This is a genomic window from Rhizobium sp. SRDI969, assembly GCF_025152725.1.
Taxonomy (GTDB): Bacteria; Pseudomonadota; Alphaproteobacteria; order Rhizobiales; family Rhizobiaceae; genus Rhizobium; species Rhizobium leguminosarum_I.
The window spans coordinates 4,304,001-4,318,856 of sequence record NZ_CP104035.1; the positions used below are offsets into that span (position 1 = coordinate 4,304,001).

The 14,856-nt window shown below is 61.4% G+C and carries 17 protein-coding genes; 12 read left to right on the forward strand and 5 right to left on the reverse strand.

What is annotated here, in order from left to right; genetic code table 11:
- The first annotated feature begins 15 nt into the window (after window positions 1-15).
- The 10 genes from N2A41_RS21315 (at window position 16) to N2A41_RS21360 (ending at window position 7,159) form a co-directional block, all read left to right on the forward strand.
- A complete protein-coding gene (locus N2A41_RS21315; protein ID WP_011427149.1) occupies window positions 16-336 on the forward strand; it encodes a chorismate mutase in 321 nt (106 codons plus the stop codon).
- 48 nt (window positions 337-384) lie between these two features.
- Window positions 385-756, forward strand: a complete 372-nt coding sequence (gene rpsP / locus N2A41_RS21320) for a 30S ribosomal protein S16 (RefSeq protein ID WP_003543667.1) — start codon at window positions 385-387, stop codon at window positions 754-756.
- Between the two features lie 113 nt (window positions 757-869).
- Window positions 870-1,439, forward strand: a complete 570-nt coding sequence (rimM, locus tag N2A41_RS21325) for a ribosome maturation factor RimM (protein ID WP_260109653.1) — start codon at window positions 870-872, stop codon at window positions 1,437-1,439.
- Window positions 1,439-2,140 carry a tRNA (guanosine(37)-N1)-methyltransferase TrmD gene (gene trmD / locus N2A41_RS21330; RefSeq protein ID WP_260109654.1) on the forward strand — a complete coding sequence of 234 codons (702 nt, stop codon included), beginning with the start codon at window positions 1,439-1,441 and terminating at the stop codon, window positions 2,138-2,140. Before rimM ends, trmD begins: the two co-directional genes overlap by 1 nt.
- Window positions 2,141-2,354: 214 nt before the next feature.
- Complete coding sequence (gene rplS / locus N2A41_RS21335) at window positions 2,355-2,894, forward strand: 50S ribosomal protein L19 (RefSeq protein ID WP_017989740.1); 540 nt, start codon at window positions 2,355-2,357, stop codon at window positions 2,892-2,894.
- A 145-nt stretch (window positions 2,895-3,039) separates the two neighbouring features.
- Complete coding sequence (locus N2A41_RS21340; RefSeq protein ID WP_260109655.1) at window positions 3,040-3,837, forward strand: transporter substrate-binding domain-containing protein; 798 nt, start codon at window positions 3,040-3,042, stop codon at window positions 3,835-3,837.
- 16 nt (window positions 3,838-3,853) lie between these two features.
- Window positions 3,854-4,666 (forward strand): amino acid ABC transporter permease, encoded by an 813-nt coding sequence (locus N2A41_RS21345; protein ID WP_260056903.1) that lies wholly within the window; start codon window positions 3,854-3,856, stop codon window positions 4,664-4,666.
- 47 nt (window positions 4,667-4,713) lie between these two features.
- Window positions 4,714-4,875, forward strand: a complete 162-nt coding sequence (locus N2A41_RS21350) for a hypothetical protein (protein WP_260111135.1) — start codon at window positions 4,714-4,716, stop codon at window positions 4,873-4,875.
- 75 nt (window positions 4,876-4,950) lie between these two features.
- Window positions 4,951-6,360 (forward strand): 3-isopropylmalate dehydratase large subunit, encoded by a 1,410-nt coding sequence (gene leuC, locus N2A41_RS21355; RefSeq protein WP_260109656.1) that lies wholly within the window; start codon window positions 4,951-4,953, stop codon window positions 6,358-6,360.
- A gap of 451 nt (window positions 6,361-6,811) precedes the next feature.
- Window positions 6,812-7,159 (forward strand): cell surface protein, encoded by a 348-nt coding sequence (locus N2A41_RS21360; protein WP_260109657.1) that lies wholly within the window; start codon window positions 6,812-6,814, stop codon window positions 7,157-7,159.
- 78 nt (window positions 7,160-7,237) lie between these two features.
- On the opposite strand, the gene N2A41_RS21365 is transcribed toward N2A41_RS21360, so the two are convergent.
- Entirely contained in the window at window positions 7,238-8,068 is an 831-nt protein-coding gene (locus tag N2A41_RS21365) for an aldo/keto reductase (RefSeq protein ID WP_260109658.1), read from the reverse strand.
- A gap of 227 nt (window positions 8,069-8,295) precedes the next feature.
- The gene (locus N2A41_RS21370) at window positions 8,296-8,817 is read right to left on the reverse strand and encodes a L,D-transpeptidase family protein (protein ID WP_260109659.1); all 522 of its coding nucleotides are present in this window, start codon (window positions 8,815-8,817) and stop codon (window positions 8,296-8,298) included.
- A gap of 167 nt (window positions 8,818-8,984) precedes the next feature.
- Between N2A41_RS21370 and N2A41_RS21375 the strand changes: the two genes are divergently transcribed.
- On the forward strand, window positions 8,985-9,668 hold the full coding sequence (locus N2A41_RS21375; protein ID WP_017966170.1) for a response regulator transcription factor: 684 nt from the start codon (window positions 8,985-8,987) through the stop codon (window positions 9,666-9,668).
- Window positions 9,669-9,805: 137 nt separating this feature from the next.
- Window positions 9,806-10,261, forward strand: a complete 456-nt coding sequence (locus N2A41_RS21380) for a cyclic nucleotide-binding domain-containing protein (RefSeq protein WP_260109660.1) — start codon at window positions 9,806-9,808, stop codon at window positions 10,259-10,261.
- A 49-nt stretch (window positions 10,262-10,310) separates the two neighbouring features.
- On the opposite strand, the gene N2A41_RS21385 is transcribed toward N2A41_RS21380, so the two are convergent.
- From N2A41_RS21385 to N2A41_RS21395, 3 genes are all read right to left on the reverse strand, one after another.
- Complete coding sequence (locus N2A41_RS21385; protein WP_260111083.1) at window positions 10,311-11,114, reverse strand: exodeoxyribonuclease III; 804 nt, start codon at window positions 11,112-11,114, stop codon at window positions 10,311-10,313.
- Window positions 11,115-11,261: 147 nt separating this feature from the next.
- Window positions 11,262-11,930, reverse strand: a complete 669-nt coding sequence (locus N2A41_RS21390; protein WP_260109661.1) for an outer membrane lipoprotein carrier protein LolA — start codon at window positions 11,928-11,930, stop codon at window positions 11,262-11,264.
- 139 nt (window positions 11,931-12,069) lie between these two features.
- On the reverse strand, window positions 12,070-14,760 hold the full coding sequence (locus tag N2A41_RS21395) for an FtsK/SpoIIIE family DNA translocase (RefSeq protein ID WP_170263014.1): 2,691 nt from the start codon (window positions 14,758-14,760) through the stop codon (window positions 12,070-12,072).
- Window positions 14,761-14,856: the final 96 nt, after the last annotated feature.

Genomic DNA, 14,856 nt, shown 5'->3' on the forward strand with positions numbered 1-14,856 from the left:
AGGATCGCTTGCCCCATGATTGATCCAGACGTCAAAGCCCAGCTCGCGAGCTATCGTCAGTCGATCGACAATATCGATGCCGCTCTCGTGCACATGCTGGCCGAACGCTTCCGCTGCACCAAAGAGGTCGGCGTGCTGAAGGCCAAATACAATTTGCCGCCGGCCGACCCGGCGCGCGAGGAATACCAGATCGAACGCCTTCGCCAGCTGGCGAAAGCCGCCAATCTGGACCCGGATTTCGCTGAGAAGTTCCTGAACTTCGTCATCAAGGAAGTCATCCGGCATCATGAGCAGATCGCTGCGGATCACGCTGAACAGAGCGCTGCAGCCCGATAACCGTACCGCTCAAGAAAGCGGTCAAGAAAAGCCCAAGGAGTAAAGAACATGGCACTGAAAATTCGTCTCGCCCGCGGTGGTTCCAAGAAGCGCCCGTATTACCACGTCGTTCTCGCCGATGCGCGCAGCCCGCGTGACGGCCGCTTCCTCGAAAATCTCGGTTCCTGGAACCCGATGCTTGCCAAGGACGATGAGAAGCGCGTTCAGCTGAACGCCGAGCGCATCAAGCACTGGATCGAACACGGCGCTCAGCCGACCGATCGCGTTCTGCGCTTCCTCGATGAGGCCGGCGTTGCCAAGCGCGAAGTCAAGAACAACCCGGTCAAGGCAAAGCCCGGCAAGCGCGCCCAGGAACGCGCCGCCGAAAAGGCTCAGAAGGTCGCCGACGCCGCCGCTGCTGCAGCAGACGCCGCGGAATAATCGCGACATTCCCTTCGAGCGGGCGGCATGGCGACATGCCGCCCGTTTTCGTTTCCAATCCTCCGCACTTCGTCTATGAGAAACCTGTCTTTCGGCTTCACATGAAGGAACCCATGACCAAGCTTGAAAACCCCGTTCTGATGGCGACGATCGGTGGCGCGCAGGGCCTCCGGGGCGAGGTGCGCGCCAAGGCCTATACGGCCGATCCCAGTGCGCTTGGCGACTACGGCCATCTGCACAGCATGGATGGCCGCAGCTTCGAAGTCCTCGAAATCCGCGAGATGAAGAATGTCGTCGTCGTCCGTTTCCGCGGCGTCAACGACCGCAATGCCGCCGAGGCTCTGAACGGGCTAGAACTTTATATCGAGCGGGACAACCTGCCGGATGAGGAGCTGGAGGACGACGAGTTCTACTATGCCGATCTCGAAGGGCTCGAGGCGCGCGACGACAAGGGTGTCAGCTATGGCACCGTTACCGGGGTCTTCGATTTCGGCGCCGGCGACCTCTTGGAACTCAAAGGTCCGGGCAAGCGCCCGGTGCTGATCCCCTTCTCCGAAACCTCGGTGCTGGAGATCGACCTCGAGGCCGGCACGCTGCTGATCGATCCGCTGGCGGCGGGGCTGGTCGACGATCCCGAAGAGCTTTCGAAATTCACTCCCGACAAGCCGAAAAAGAAGAAGTGATGGCTTTCCGGGCGAGCGTGCTGACACTTTATCCGGAAATGTTTCCGGGGCATCTGGGCTTCTCGCTCGCCGGCAAGGCGATGGAGCGGGGGCAGTGGTCGCTTGATACGGTGCAGATCCGCGACTTCGCCACCGACAGACACCGCACCGTCGACGACACCCCGGCCGGCGGCGGCGCCGGCATGGTGCTGAAACCAGACGTTCTCGCCCGCGCCATAGACAGTGCCTCGGAAAACGATGCCCGCCCGCGGCTGCTGATGAGCCCGCGCGGCCAGCCGCTGACGCAGGAGCGTGTTCGCGAGCTCGCCGCCGGTGATGGCGTCATCATCGTCTGCGGCCGCTTCGAGGGCGTCGACCAGCGGGTGATCGAGGCGCGCGGCCTGGAAGAGGTCTCGATCGGCGACTACGTCCTATCCGGCGGCGAGCCGGCGGCGCTGATCGTGCTCGATGCCATCATCCGCATCCTGCCCGGCGTCATGGGCAACGACCTTTCCGGCCTGCACGAAAGCTTCGAAGGCGGACTGCTGGAACATCCGCACTATACCCGGCCGCAGGAGTGGGAGGGCCATGAAATTCCCCCGATCCTCACCTCGGGCAATCACGGCGCCATCGAGAAGTGGCGGCATCAGGAAGCGGTGCGCCTGACCCGGGAACGGCGGCCGGATCTTCTCGAAAAGGCCAAAACCGAGAAAAACGGCTGATTTCGCAGCCCTTTTCACAAAAATGCCATCCAAGTGATGACAAGCCCTGGCCTTTGGTGTATTGGCGCACGCGGAAATGGGGTTTATCCCCGTCTGCCAGCAAACAAAGAATGGCGAATCCGCTCCCGCCCTTGATGGGCAAAGTCCTGAGGCCAGCTCCGAAGGATCAGTGTTGAGCGCTCTGGCTGTTTCAGAAGAACCAAAGGTTAAGACGATGAACATCATTCAGCAGCTTGAGGCCGAACAGGCCGCCAAGATCGAAGCCAAGCGCACGCTTCCCGAATTTTCCCCGGGCGACACCGTCCGCGTCAACGTCAAGGTCACGGAAGGCACCCGTACCCGCGTTCAGGCCTATGAAGGCGTCTGCATCGCCCGCTCCGGCGGCGGCCTGCAGGAAAACTTCACGGTCCGCAAGATCTCCTACGGCGAAGGCGTCGAGCGCGTATTCCCGGTCTACTCGCCGATGATCGAAAGCGTCGACGTCGTTCGCCGCGGCAAGGTCCGTCGCGCCAAGCTCTATTACCTGCGCGACCGCCGCGGCAAGTCTGCCCGTATCGTTGAAGACACCGGCGTCCGCGCCCGCAAGCTCAACGACGCCGAACGCGCCGCCATTGCCGAGGAAAAGGCACGCATCGAAGCTGAAAAGGTTGCAGCCGCCCAGGCGCTCGCCGCCGAGAAGGCAGCAGCAGAAGCAGCAGAAGCCAAGGCCGCTGCTGAAGCGGCCGCCGCTGCAGCGGAACCGGCAGCAGAATAAGATCTGCACTAGGCAAAATTCTTTGCTTGAAAAGGCGGCCTTCGGGCCGCCTTTTCTATTTTTTGCTTCGGTACGCAGGCGGCGGCCTTGCCTCAGGCCTATCTTCCGTGACAGTTTTTGCCGTTCAATTTTGGGGAACCGTTCAATGTTGTTTCGCCGTACCGTTCTTGCGAGCCTCGCCGCCCTTGCTCTTCTGCCCCTGGCTGCATCGGCCGCCGAGCTGCCCGATCTTGGCGGCAAGAGCGTCGTCGTCGTCACCGAGAATGCCTATCCGCCGCTGCAATTCGTCGATCCGAAATCCGGCAAGGCGATCGGCTGGGAATATGATGCGATGAACGAGATCGCCAAGCGGCTGAATTTCAAGGTGGAATACCAGAACACCAGCTGGGACGCGATGATCCAGGCGGTGTCCGACGGCCAGTACAACATCGGCATGACCGGCATCACCATCAAGGAAGACCGCAAGCAGAAGGTGGATTTCTCCGATCCCTATATGCGTTCGCAGCAGTTCATGCTGGTGCGCGGCGACGAGAAACGCTTCGCCGATGCCAAGTCCTTCGGCGAATTCAAGGATGGCCTGGTCGGCGCGCAGCCGGGCACCACGCCCTTCTACACCGCTGTCTATGAAGTGCTGGATGGCAACGAGCAGAACCCGCGCATCAAGCTCTTCGAAACCTTCGGCGCCACCGTCCAAGCGCTGAAGGCCGGCGATGTCGACGTCGTGCTGACCGACGGCACCGCCGGCAAGGGTTATGTCGACGCCTCGAACGGCGCCCTCAAGCTGATCGGCGAACCGCTCGGCACCGAAGATTTCGGCTTCATCTTCCCGAAAGGGTCCGACCTCGTCGCCCCGGTCAATGCCGCCATCGCCGCACTCAAGGCCGACGGCACGTTGGATGGGCTGAACAAGAAGTGGTTCCTCGACTACAAGATGGGCGAATGACGCCGAAAAACGACTGATGGCCCTGCGACCATCTCCCGACAGACACGTCAAGGACGACTATCCCTGGTGGCTGGTCGCCCTGGTCACGATCGGCATCGTGCTTGCCGCCGTCATCGTCGCCAACGATATCTACGCCCAGGTCTTCCGCACCGTCGTCAACGGTGTCGGCGTCACCGTCTTCGTCACGCTGGTCGCCTTCGTGCTCGCCACCGTGCTCGGCCTCGGCATCTGCCTGCTCGGCATGGCCGACAGCCAGGTGTTGCGTCAGATTGCGCGCTTCTACATCGAGATCATCCGCGGCATACCGATCCTCGTGCTGCTGTTCTACGTCGCCTTCGTCGGCGCGCCGGCTCTGGTCGCAGCCTATAATTTCCTGATTTCGCCGCTGGTGACATCAGGTATGGCCGAGCCCATCCTGGTGCGCGACCTGTCGCTGATGTGGCGAGCGATCATCGCGCTGACGATCGGTTATTCCTCCTTCATCGCCGAAATCTTCCGGGCCGGTTTCCAGTCGGTCGATATCGGCCAGATCGAGGCGGCCAAGGCGCTTGGCCTGTCGCGCTACCGGCGCTTTCGCTCCGTCGTCTTCCCGCAGGCGATCCGGGTAATCTTCCCGCCGCTCTCCAACGACTTCGTCTCGATGGTGAAGGACAGCTCGCTGGTTTCCGTGCTCGGCGTCGCCGACATCACCCAGATGGGCAAGGTCTATGCCGCCGGCTCCTTCCGCTTTTTCGAAACCTATTCGATCGTCACCTATATCTATCTGATCCTGACGATCGGCCTGTCGCTGGCGCTGAGGCGGACGGAGAAATGGATGAAGTCGCGGTAAGCGATCAATCTCCGTCGCGTCGCTGAGAGGCCGCAGAACGTCTGCTGATGATTCAAATTGAAGCCGCCGCGAAAAATCGCTATATGCAGGCCATGGAATCCAAGTTCAGATGCATTGGTGCGCGTATTTTCGTGCTGCAGGACCATTATCGCCTGCCGGCGCGGTTCTTTGCGTGTGTATCCGGTGCGCTCAACAGCCGACTTCGTTGATCGAATGACGGCCGGCGGAGCCTGATCCGCCATTTCTCGATTTTCCAAAAGCTTCCAAAAAACGGACTTAACGCCATGAGCGCACCGCGTACCCTCTACGACAAGATCTGGGACGATCATCTGGTCGACGAACAGGCAGACGGAACCTGTCTTCTCTACATCGACCGCCATCTGGTCCACGAAGTCACCTCGCCGCAGGCTTTCGAAGGCCTGCGCATGACCAGCCGCAAAGTTCGCGCGCCGGAAAAGACGCTTGCCGTCGTCGACCATAACGTTCCGACCTCGCCCGACCGCCACCTCGGCATCAAGAACGAGGAAAGCCGCATCCAGGTGGAAGCGCTGGCCACCAATGCCGCCGAATTCGGCGTCGAATATTATTCGGCAAGCGACAAGCGCCAGGGCATCGTCCACATCGTCGGCCCGGAACAGGGCTTTACCCTGCCCGGCATGACCATCGTCTGCGGCGACAGCCACACCTCGACGCACGGCGCCTTCGGCGCGCTGGCGCACGGCATCGGCACCTCCGAGGTCGAGCATGTGCTGGCGACCCAGACATTGATCCAGAAGAAAGCGAAGAACATGCTGGTGCGGGTCGACGGCCTGCTTCCGCCGCACGTCACCGCCAAGGACATCATCCTTGCCATCATCGGCGAGATCGGCACGGCCGGCGGCACCGGCCACGTCATCGAATTTGCCGGCGAAGCGATCCGCGCGCTGTCGATGGAAGGCCGCATGACCGTCTGCAACATGACGATCGAAGGCGGCGCCCGCGCCGGCCTGATCGCCCCTGACGAGAAGACCTTCGAATATATCAAGGGCAAGCCGCGCGCGCCGAAGGGCGAGGCGCTGGAACAGGCGATCGCTTACTGGAAGACGCTGCAGACCGACGAGGGCGCTCATTACGACCGCGTCGTCGTGCTCGATGCCGCCAGCCTGCCGCCGATCGTTTCCTGGGGCTCCTCGCCCGAGGACGTCATCTCCGTCCAGGGCATCGTTCCGAACCCCGACGACATTCCGGACGAAACCAAGCGCACCTCCAAATGGCGCGCGCTCGATTATATGGGCCTGAAGCCGGGCACGAAGATGACCGACATCACCCTCGACCGCGTCTTCATCGGCTCCTGCACCAACGGCCGCATCGAGGATCTGCGCGAAGTCGCCAAGGTCGTCGAAGGCAAGACGGTTGCCCCAACCGTCGACGCGATGATCGTGCCGGGTTCCGGCCTCGTCAAGGAACAGGCGGAAGCCGAAGGCCTCGACAAGATCTTCAAGGCCGCCGGTTTCGACTGGCGCGAGCCGGGCTGCTCCATGTGCCTTGCGATGAACGACGACCGCCTGAAGCCGGGCGAACGCTGCGCTTCGACCTCGAACCGCAACTTCGAAGGCCGCCAGGGCTTCAAGGGCCGCACGCACCTCGTCTCGCCGGCAATGGCCGCCGCAGCCGCGATCGCCGGGCACTTCGTCGATATCCGCGAGTGGAACTGATCTGATCCGGCAACGGATGGGATTGAAAGCCGCCCGCTGCACATCGGGCGGCTTTGCATTTATGGCGTCTGTCGCTTCGGCGCCCAGATTGCGACCTGCACACCCCGCGCCTTCTTCGACGCGCAAAGAGCTCTGCAGCCCCTGAATTTCTGCACCAAAGCGCGCGTCGCGATCTTTCAGGTTCGCTCCTCGCGCTTTAGGCCTTTGTTCTTACGCATGTCGTTGTCGCAAAACCGCGGCACAGTTTTGCGCGACATGCTCTAACTCCGTAAATTGCTTCCGATTTAACTCACTCGTGGCGGGCGAGCCCGTTTGTGCATGGCCCGCCTTCCAATTTCATCCTTTCGGGCAATCGACATCGATAAAGTCCTGTGGCCTCATCGATGATCAGGCGCGACACGCGACAGATACCGTTCAGGCTTCGCGAACACCGCGCCATCGGGGAAGCGCCATGAGGCAGAAATTAGTAGCGAGTTTACTGCGAGCCGGCCTGATCATATTCGCACCGCTGGCATCGATCGACGCCGTCGGCGCCGCGCCGATGCATCCAACCATACCGCCAGTCACGGTCGCCTCCGGCCAACTGCAACAGGTCGCGCAGAAGAAGATACCGTCGCTCAACGGATACCGCGGCTACAGCAGCGGTCGGCCCGGCTATATCAAAAGCGCGAACGGTTATTGGTATCCCTCACACGCCTTCGACGATTATACCGGCTCAATTGGAAGACCGCGGAACCTGGGCAATAGCTGCAGTTACGGCTTCGCCCCGACCAACGGATCGTCCAATTGCAATTATTGACTGAAGGATGCATGCCTCCTTGATGCAACGGCCGCCACGGGCGATCTCACCCGCGCGGCCGCTCATCGGTTTGCTTAATCAGAAGGCTGCCGTCATCGGATCCGGTCCCATGCGGGCGCTGGCGTTGTCGAGTTTGACTATCGCAGCCATATCATCGGCATCGAGCTTGAAGTCGAACACCTGGAAATTCTCCTCGATACGCGACGGCGTCACTGATTTCGGGATGACGACGAGGCCGGTGTCGATGTGCCAGCGAATGATGACCTGAGCCGGCGTCTTCTGATGCTTTTTGGCAATCTCACCAATCACAGCGTTCGAGATGAACTTGCCCTGGCCGAGCGGGCTCCAGGATTCGGTGGCGATACCAAGCTTCTTGTGAACCTCGTGCGCCGCCTTCTGCTGGAAATCGGGATGCAGTTCGATCTGGTTGATAACGGGAACGACGCCGGTCTCGCCGATGATGCGCTCGAGATGTTCAGGATTGAAATTCGACACGCCGATCGAGCGGGCGCGGCCCTCTTCCCGGATACGGACGAAAGCCTTCCAGGTCTCCATATAAAGGCCGCGATGCGGCGACGGCCAATGAATGAGATAGAGGTCGACATATTCGGAGCCGAGTTTCTTCAGGCTGCCGTCGAAGGCCCGCAGCGCATTGTCATAGCCCTGGTCGTCGTTCCTGAGCTTGGTGGTGACGAAGATATCCCTGCGGTCGAGGCCGGAAGAGCGGATGCCTTCGCCGACGCCCTCTTCGTTGTCGTAACCGGAAGCGGTATCGATATGACGATAGCCGGCGGCGATCGCCGTGCGCACGGTGGGAGCGGCGATTTCCTGCGGCGTCTGCCAGACGCCGAGGCCGACCTGCGGAATGGAATGTCCGTCATGGAAAGTGATGATGGGTTGAGCGGGCACAATATATCTCCGGGAGTTTGAAGAATTGGACGAGGCATGAATTGCGTCACTTACAGCGCCGCGCGTCTTTTAAGACGCGCGAAGGACGCTGTAAAACTTAATTGCTGCACAATTCCTCAAATCGATTCCGATTTGAGGAATTGTGCAGGGTGCGGACGTCCCTGAACGCATTTCAGCCGGAGCGTTCGGTCACCGAAAACATATAGGCGGCCGCATCCGGAAGACAATCAGACGACGCGGACAATCGTTTCCTTTCGAAGGTGAGGCAGTAGGCGGCGCATGTCGCGCAGGCTTATGGCCACGCAGCCCGCCGTCGGCTCGTAACCCGGCCTGATGAGATGGAAGAAGATCGCCGAGCCGCGATTGCGTGCACGCGAGGAGATGTTCCAGTCCATCACCAGGCAGATATCGTAGAGCCCGTCGCTGCGCCGCATCTCCTCGTGGCTTGCGCCGAACGGCGCCCTGACAAGGCGGTTGTAGCTGGCGTTGTCGGACTGATCGCACCAGAGCATGTCGGGGCGGATGCGGCGGATGGAAAGCGGCGTGACGAGCCGGCCGTTCCGCTCGCCGCGCCGGAAGCCGGATATCAGCCTCATCGAGGCGATCGGCGTGGCGCCGTCGCCCTCGCGTTTCATCACGGTGCGGCCGGAACGGCCGATCGCAGCAGGTATGGTGATGGCGCCGAGCCGGACGATTGCCCGGCTCTTACGCCCCGGCGCAGGACGCACCACCACCGTCGACGGCGTCATGCCCCGCCTCTGCCTTGCTTTTTCCATTTTTCTCGCATGTCGTGCCTTGTCTGGGGCTTCGATTGAAATCATATCAAAACCGACCCGGCAACAGCCCGCTGCCCGATCCTTGCCAAACCAGCAATTTGGCGTAGGACTAGGGAACTTAACATGAGGACGCAAACGGCATGACCGCACGCACCATTCTTCTGGTGGATGACGACGATGACCTTCGGCAGACGCTGACGGAGCAATTGTCGCTGTATGAGGAATTCACGGTTCTGCAGGAATCCAACGCCGGTAAAGGTGTCGCGACCGCCCGTTCGACGCCGATCGACCTGCTGATCATGGATGTCGGCCTGCCCGATATGGACGGCCGCGAGGCAGTGAAGCTGCTGCGCAAGGGCGGTTTCAAGGCGCCGATCATCATGCTGACCGGCCATGATACCGATTCCGACACGATCCTCGGCCTCGAAGCCGGCGCCAACGACTATGTCACCAAGCCCTTCCGCTTCGCCGTGCTGCTCGCCCGCATCCGCGTGCAGTTACGCCAGCATGAGCAGAGCGAGGATGCGACCTTCACCGTCGGCCCATACCTCTTCAAGCCGAGCCAGAAGCTGCTGACCACCGATAACGGTCAGAAGATCCGGCTGACGGAAAAGGAAGCGGCGATCATCCGCTATCTCTACCGCGCCGAACAGAAAGTCGTCACCCGCGACGTGCTGCTCGAAGAGGTCTGGGGCTATAATTCCGGCGTGACGACGCATACGCTGGAAACCCACGTCTACCGCCTGCGCCAGAAGATCGAGCGCGATCCCTCCAATGCCGAAATCCTCGTCACGGAAAACGGCGGCTATAAAATCATACCCTAGAGCATTTCCTTTTCTCCGAATCGCGGAAATGCTCTATCTCTTTGTTTTCACGCAATTCCCGGCAAAAGCGTTTCACGCTTTGCCTGGCAAAACCGCTAGACACCTCTGCTGGAATTGCTCTAAGGCGAAAAGCCCGCATGGCGCTGACCGACGACATCCACATGCTCGCGCAGCTTCCTCTGTTCAAGGACATGAACGAGGATCAACTGCGGTTGATCGCCTTCGGCGCCGACCGGCGCATGATCGCTGCCGGCCAGATGCTGTTTCGCCAAGGCTCACCGGCCGAGAGCGCCTATGTCATTCTCACCGGCAGCCTGGAGCTGCGCGCGACGAGCAGCGACGGCATGCAGAAGACAGAGGGGATCGCCGGTCCCGGAACCTTGGTTTCCGAGCTGGCACTGGTGACGCTGGTGGAGCGCAAGTTCACCGCGGTAGCGCGCGAGGACACCAGTATCATCCGCATTACCCGCGCCCTGTTCCACCGGCTGATCGAAGAATATCCGGACGCAGCCCGGCTGATCGAGAACCGGATCCGCGATAATCTTGCCGAGCTTGCGGCAAAGGCCGCAAGCCAGTTCTACCGCTTCACCTGATCCCGGTTAGAGCAGTTCTGCGCTTTACGAAAAGCTGAACCGCATCGTTCTAGAAATCGAAATGCGCCGTCACCGGCACGTGGTCGGAGGGACGATCCCAGCCGCGCGCCTCTTTCAGGATCTCGATCCGCTTCAGATGCGGCCCGAGATCCGACGACGACCAGATATGGTCGAGACGGCGGCCGCGATCGGCGGTCTCCCAGTCCTTGGCGCGATAGCTCCACCAGGTGTAGAGTTTCTCGTTTTCAGGCACATGCTGGCGCATGAGATCGAGCCAGGCGCCACGCTTCATCACCTCGAGCAGCCCCTCGGTTTCGACGGGCGTATGGCTGACGATCTTCAGAAGCTGCTTGTGCGACCAGACGTCATGCTCCAGCGGCGCGATGTTGAGGTCACCGACGAGAATTGACGACGTATTGGCCTCGCCATCGGCTTTCAGCAGCTTCATCTCCTCGATGAAATCGAGCTTGTGGCCGAATTTCGGATTGATCGTGCGATCCGGCTCGTCGCCGCCGGCCGGGACGTAGAAATTATGCAGCCGGACGCGACGATTGCCGTATTCGAAGATTGCCGAGATGTGGCGCGCATCGCCGACGCCGCAATAATCCTGCCGGTGATCCTCGGTCAACGGAATGCGCGAGGCGATCGCCACGCCGTGATAGCCCTTCTGGCCATGGATGATGATGTGATTGTAGCCCATTGCCCTGAGCGGTGCCGCGGGAAACAGGTCGTTCGTCACCTTGGTTTCCTGCAGGCAGAGGATATCGGGCCTGTGCTTGAGAACGAGCTGCTCGACGATCGGCATGCGCAGCCGCACCGAGTTGATGTTCCAGGTGGTGATCGAAAAGCCCATGCCCATGCCCTTTCACGCCCAACGCGTATCGCGCAAACCGTGCAACGGTTTTCACGCGATGCGCTTTCATGAAAGGGCTTTAGAACAAAGGCGGACGCGAGGGAACCTGCCGCATGTCAAAGCGGCCGGCGATCAACCGAAAAGCTCTCAGTCGCGCGACTGAGGCGTGCCGGGAATGCTCTCATAGGGCACGCGGAAGACGCGATCGTCGAACTGCATGCCGGTTTTGACGTTGAAAATCATCACCGAAGTGTCCTTGCCCTGATTGTCGGTGATCGTCCACTGACGCAGGTCGTAGGTCTTCGCATCGAACATCATGGTGATGGTCGAGTTTCCGAACACCGTATTGTTGCCGAGCGCGATCGTCGTCAGGTCGGACTCTTCCTTCACGCCCTTCACCATACCGGCCGACAGGTCGATATGCTGCGCCAAGAGCAGGCTGAGCGGGGTCTTGGAGAGCGGGTAGAGATCCCAGGTCTTGAGCTTCGTATTGCCGATGGCGACGTTTCTGCCGTCGGCGATCACCCGCATCGGCGACGGATCGTCATAGTTGAAGCGCAGCTTGCCGGGGCGCTGGATGAAGAACTTGCCGCCGGTCTGTTCGCCGCGCGGACCGAACTGCACGAATTCGCCCTGCATCGTCGTGACGCCGGAGAAATGATCGGCGATCGCCTGCGCCGTGCCGGAGGCAGGAGCTGCCGCCTGCGCATAAGCGCCGAGGGGAATGGCGCTCGCTATCGCGGCGATAGCGAAAGCGCCGAGAAGGTCGCGGCGCGTTACCGTCAGGCCGGAGAGAAAGGTATCGGAGTGACTCATCTAAATCTCCTTTATGCGATCTGCATGCTGCCGAAAGGCGGCGTCTTCAAGGCGTTGCGATCGGCCTGCGAGAGGTAACGGCTTCGATGCTATCAGGTTTCCGCAAAAGCGGCTGTATTGGAAATATATGCCTGTTCTGTCAGCGGTCGAGGATGTCGCCTTCGGTGGGAACGAGGATCTCACGTTTGCCGGCATGGTTGGCCGGTCCGATGATGCCCTCCTTCTCCATGCGCTCGACGAGCGAGGCGGCGCGGTTGTAGCCGATGCCGAGCCGGCGCTGGACGTAGGAGGTCGACGCCTTGCCGTCGCGCAGTACGATGGCGACCGCCTGGTCGTAGGGATCTTCCGATTCGGAAAGATTGGACGTGCCGGCCGGACCGCCGCCACCGCCGCCGTAATCGCCGTCTTCGTCGTCATCGGCAGTGATCGCGTCGAGATATTGCGGCGAGCCCTGGGTCTTCAGGTAGGAGACGATCTCTTCCACTTCGACATCAGACACGAACGGGCCGTGCACGCGCTGGATACGCCCGCCGCCCGCCATGTAGAGCATGTCGCCCATGCCGAGCAGCTGTTCGGCGCCCTGTTCGCCGAGAATGGTGCGGCTGTCGATCTTCGAGGTCACCTGGAAGGAAATGCGGGTCGGGAAATTCGCCTTGATCGTGCCGGTGATGACGTCGACCGACGGACGCTGTGTCGCCATGATCACGTGGATGCCGGCCGCACGCGCCATCTGCGCCAGACGCTGGACGGCGCCTTCGATATCCTTGCCGGCGACCATCATCAGGTCGGCCATCTCGTCGATGATCACGACGATATAGGGCATCGGCCGCAGATCGAATTCCTCGGTCTCGTACATCGCCTCGCCGGTGTGGCGGTCGAAGCCGGTCTGCACCGTGCGCGAGATCGCCTCGCCCTTCGAGAGCGCCTGCTCGACGCGGGTGTTGAAGCCGTCGATATTGCGCACGCCGATCTTCGACATTTTCTTGTAGCGCTCTTCCATCTCGCGCACCGTCCATTTGAGCGCGACGACGGCCTTTTTCGGATCGGTGACGACAGGCGAAAGCAGGTGCGGGATGCCGTCATAGACGGAGAGTTCGAGCATCTTCGGGTCGATCATGATCAGCCGGCACTGTTCCGGCGTCATGCGATAGAGCAGCGACAGGATCATCGTGTTGATCGCGACCGACTTGCCGGAACCGGTGGTGCCGGCGACGAGCAGATGCGGCATCTTGGCAAGATCGGCGATCACGGCTTCACCGCCGATCGTCTTGCCGAGCGCCATGGCGAGCTTCGCCTTGCTGCCCTCGAAATCCCGGGAGGCGATAAGTTCGCGCAGATAGACGGTCTCGCGCGTCTGGTTCGGCAATTCGATGCCGATCGCGTTGCGGCCGGGCACGACGGCGACGCGGGCGGCAATCGCGCTCATCGAGCGGGCGATATCGTCGGCAAGGCCGATGACGCGCGACGACTTGATGCCGGGCGCCGGCTCCAGTTCGTAGAGCGTGACGACGGGACCGGGACGGACATGGATGATCTCGCCCTTGACGCCGAAATCTTCGAGCACGCCTTCGAGCATGCGGGCGTTCTGTTCCAGCGCATCGGCCGACAGCGTGGAGTCGCGCACGACGTTCTTCGGTTCTGCGAGCAGATGCATCGACGGAAGCTGGAAACCCTCGGGGCGGATGAACGAGCCCTGCGCCTCCCGCTCGATGCGGGCGCTGGGCTTCGGGCGTGCGACCACCGGGACGACGCGCGGTTCCGGCTTGCCGGCCGCCTTTGCCGGGGCGCGGATCATCCAGTCGTCGTCATCGTCGTCGGGCAGGATATCGGCCGGGCGCGGCGGCATGTCGTTATCGAAGGGCAGGTCGTCGTCATTGTCGTCGTCATCGATGGACAGCGACGGCGCGGAGACGATGCGCCGCGGCGAAGCCGTCCTTGGCCCCATTGATGGTTCCATCGACGGCTCCATGCGCTCGCCGCGGACGGTCGGCGCCTTGGCGCGAACGGGTTCGTTCAGCGTGCCGAACTCGTCATCGTTGAAATCATACGGTGATTCGTAATCGCCCTGGCGCCGCTTGCGCGGACCCATGCCGAAGAGCCGGCGCAGCCGGCCCTGGCTCATGTACCAGGCATGCGTCACGGCGCCGCTGAAAGCGACCCAGCGCGACTCGTCCTCCTCCTCGTCCTCGTCTCCGACGACGCGGGCCTTGCTTCTCGTATCGACGTAATCTTCCTCGACCTCCTCGTCGGCGTCGCTGCGGCCGACGAGGCCCGATGCAAAGAGCATCATCCAGGCGGTCGGCGCGGCAAAGATGCAGCCGACCACCATGGCGAAGGTGCCGGTGGGATAGGCGCCGACGAAGAGTGCGGGAAAACGCAGGATCATGTCGCCGACGACGCCGCCGATGCCGTTCGGAATCGGCCAGGTGAGCGGCGGCGGAAAACAGCCGATGACGGCGGAAGAGAGCACTGAACCGGCCAACCAGGCGCCGGCGCGGGCCGGAATGCGGCTGAAGCGGCGGCCAGAAATCAGCGTCAGCGCCCAGGCGACGATCGGCAGCATTGAAACGACGCTGGCAAGGCCGAGGAATTGCATGACGATATCGGCAAAGGCGGCACCGCTGTAACCGAGAATATTCGTCGGCAGGTTGGCAGTGGCATAGGAATAGCTCGGATCCGCAACATTCCAAGTCGCCAGCGCCGCGACGCAGAACGCCAGCAGCAGAAAGATCGCAAAGCCGATGAGCGCCTGGATCTGCCGCAGCATGAATGCCGAGAAGGAGAACCGATCCGGACGGCCATCCATTGCCGGCGACGTGCTTCTTGCCATGTGTCTAACCCGTCCAATGCCTGAGGACACGCGAATCGCTGAAGCTTCGCCGTGCCAAAATGCGTCCGCTCTACCTAATCAGAGCCGGGTTAAAGC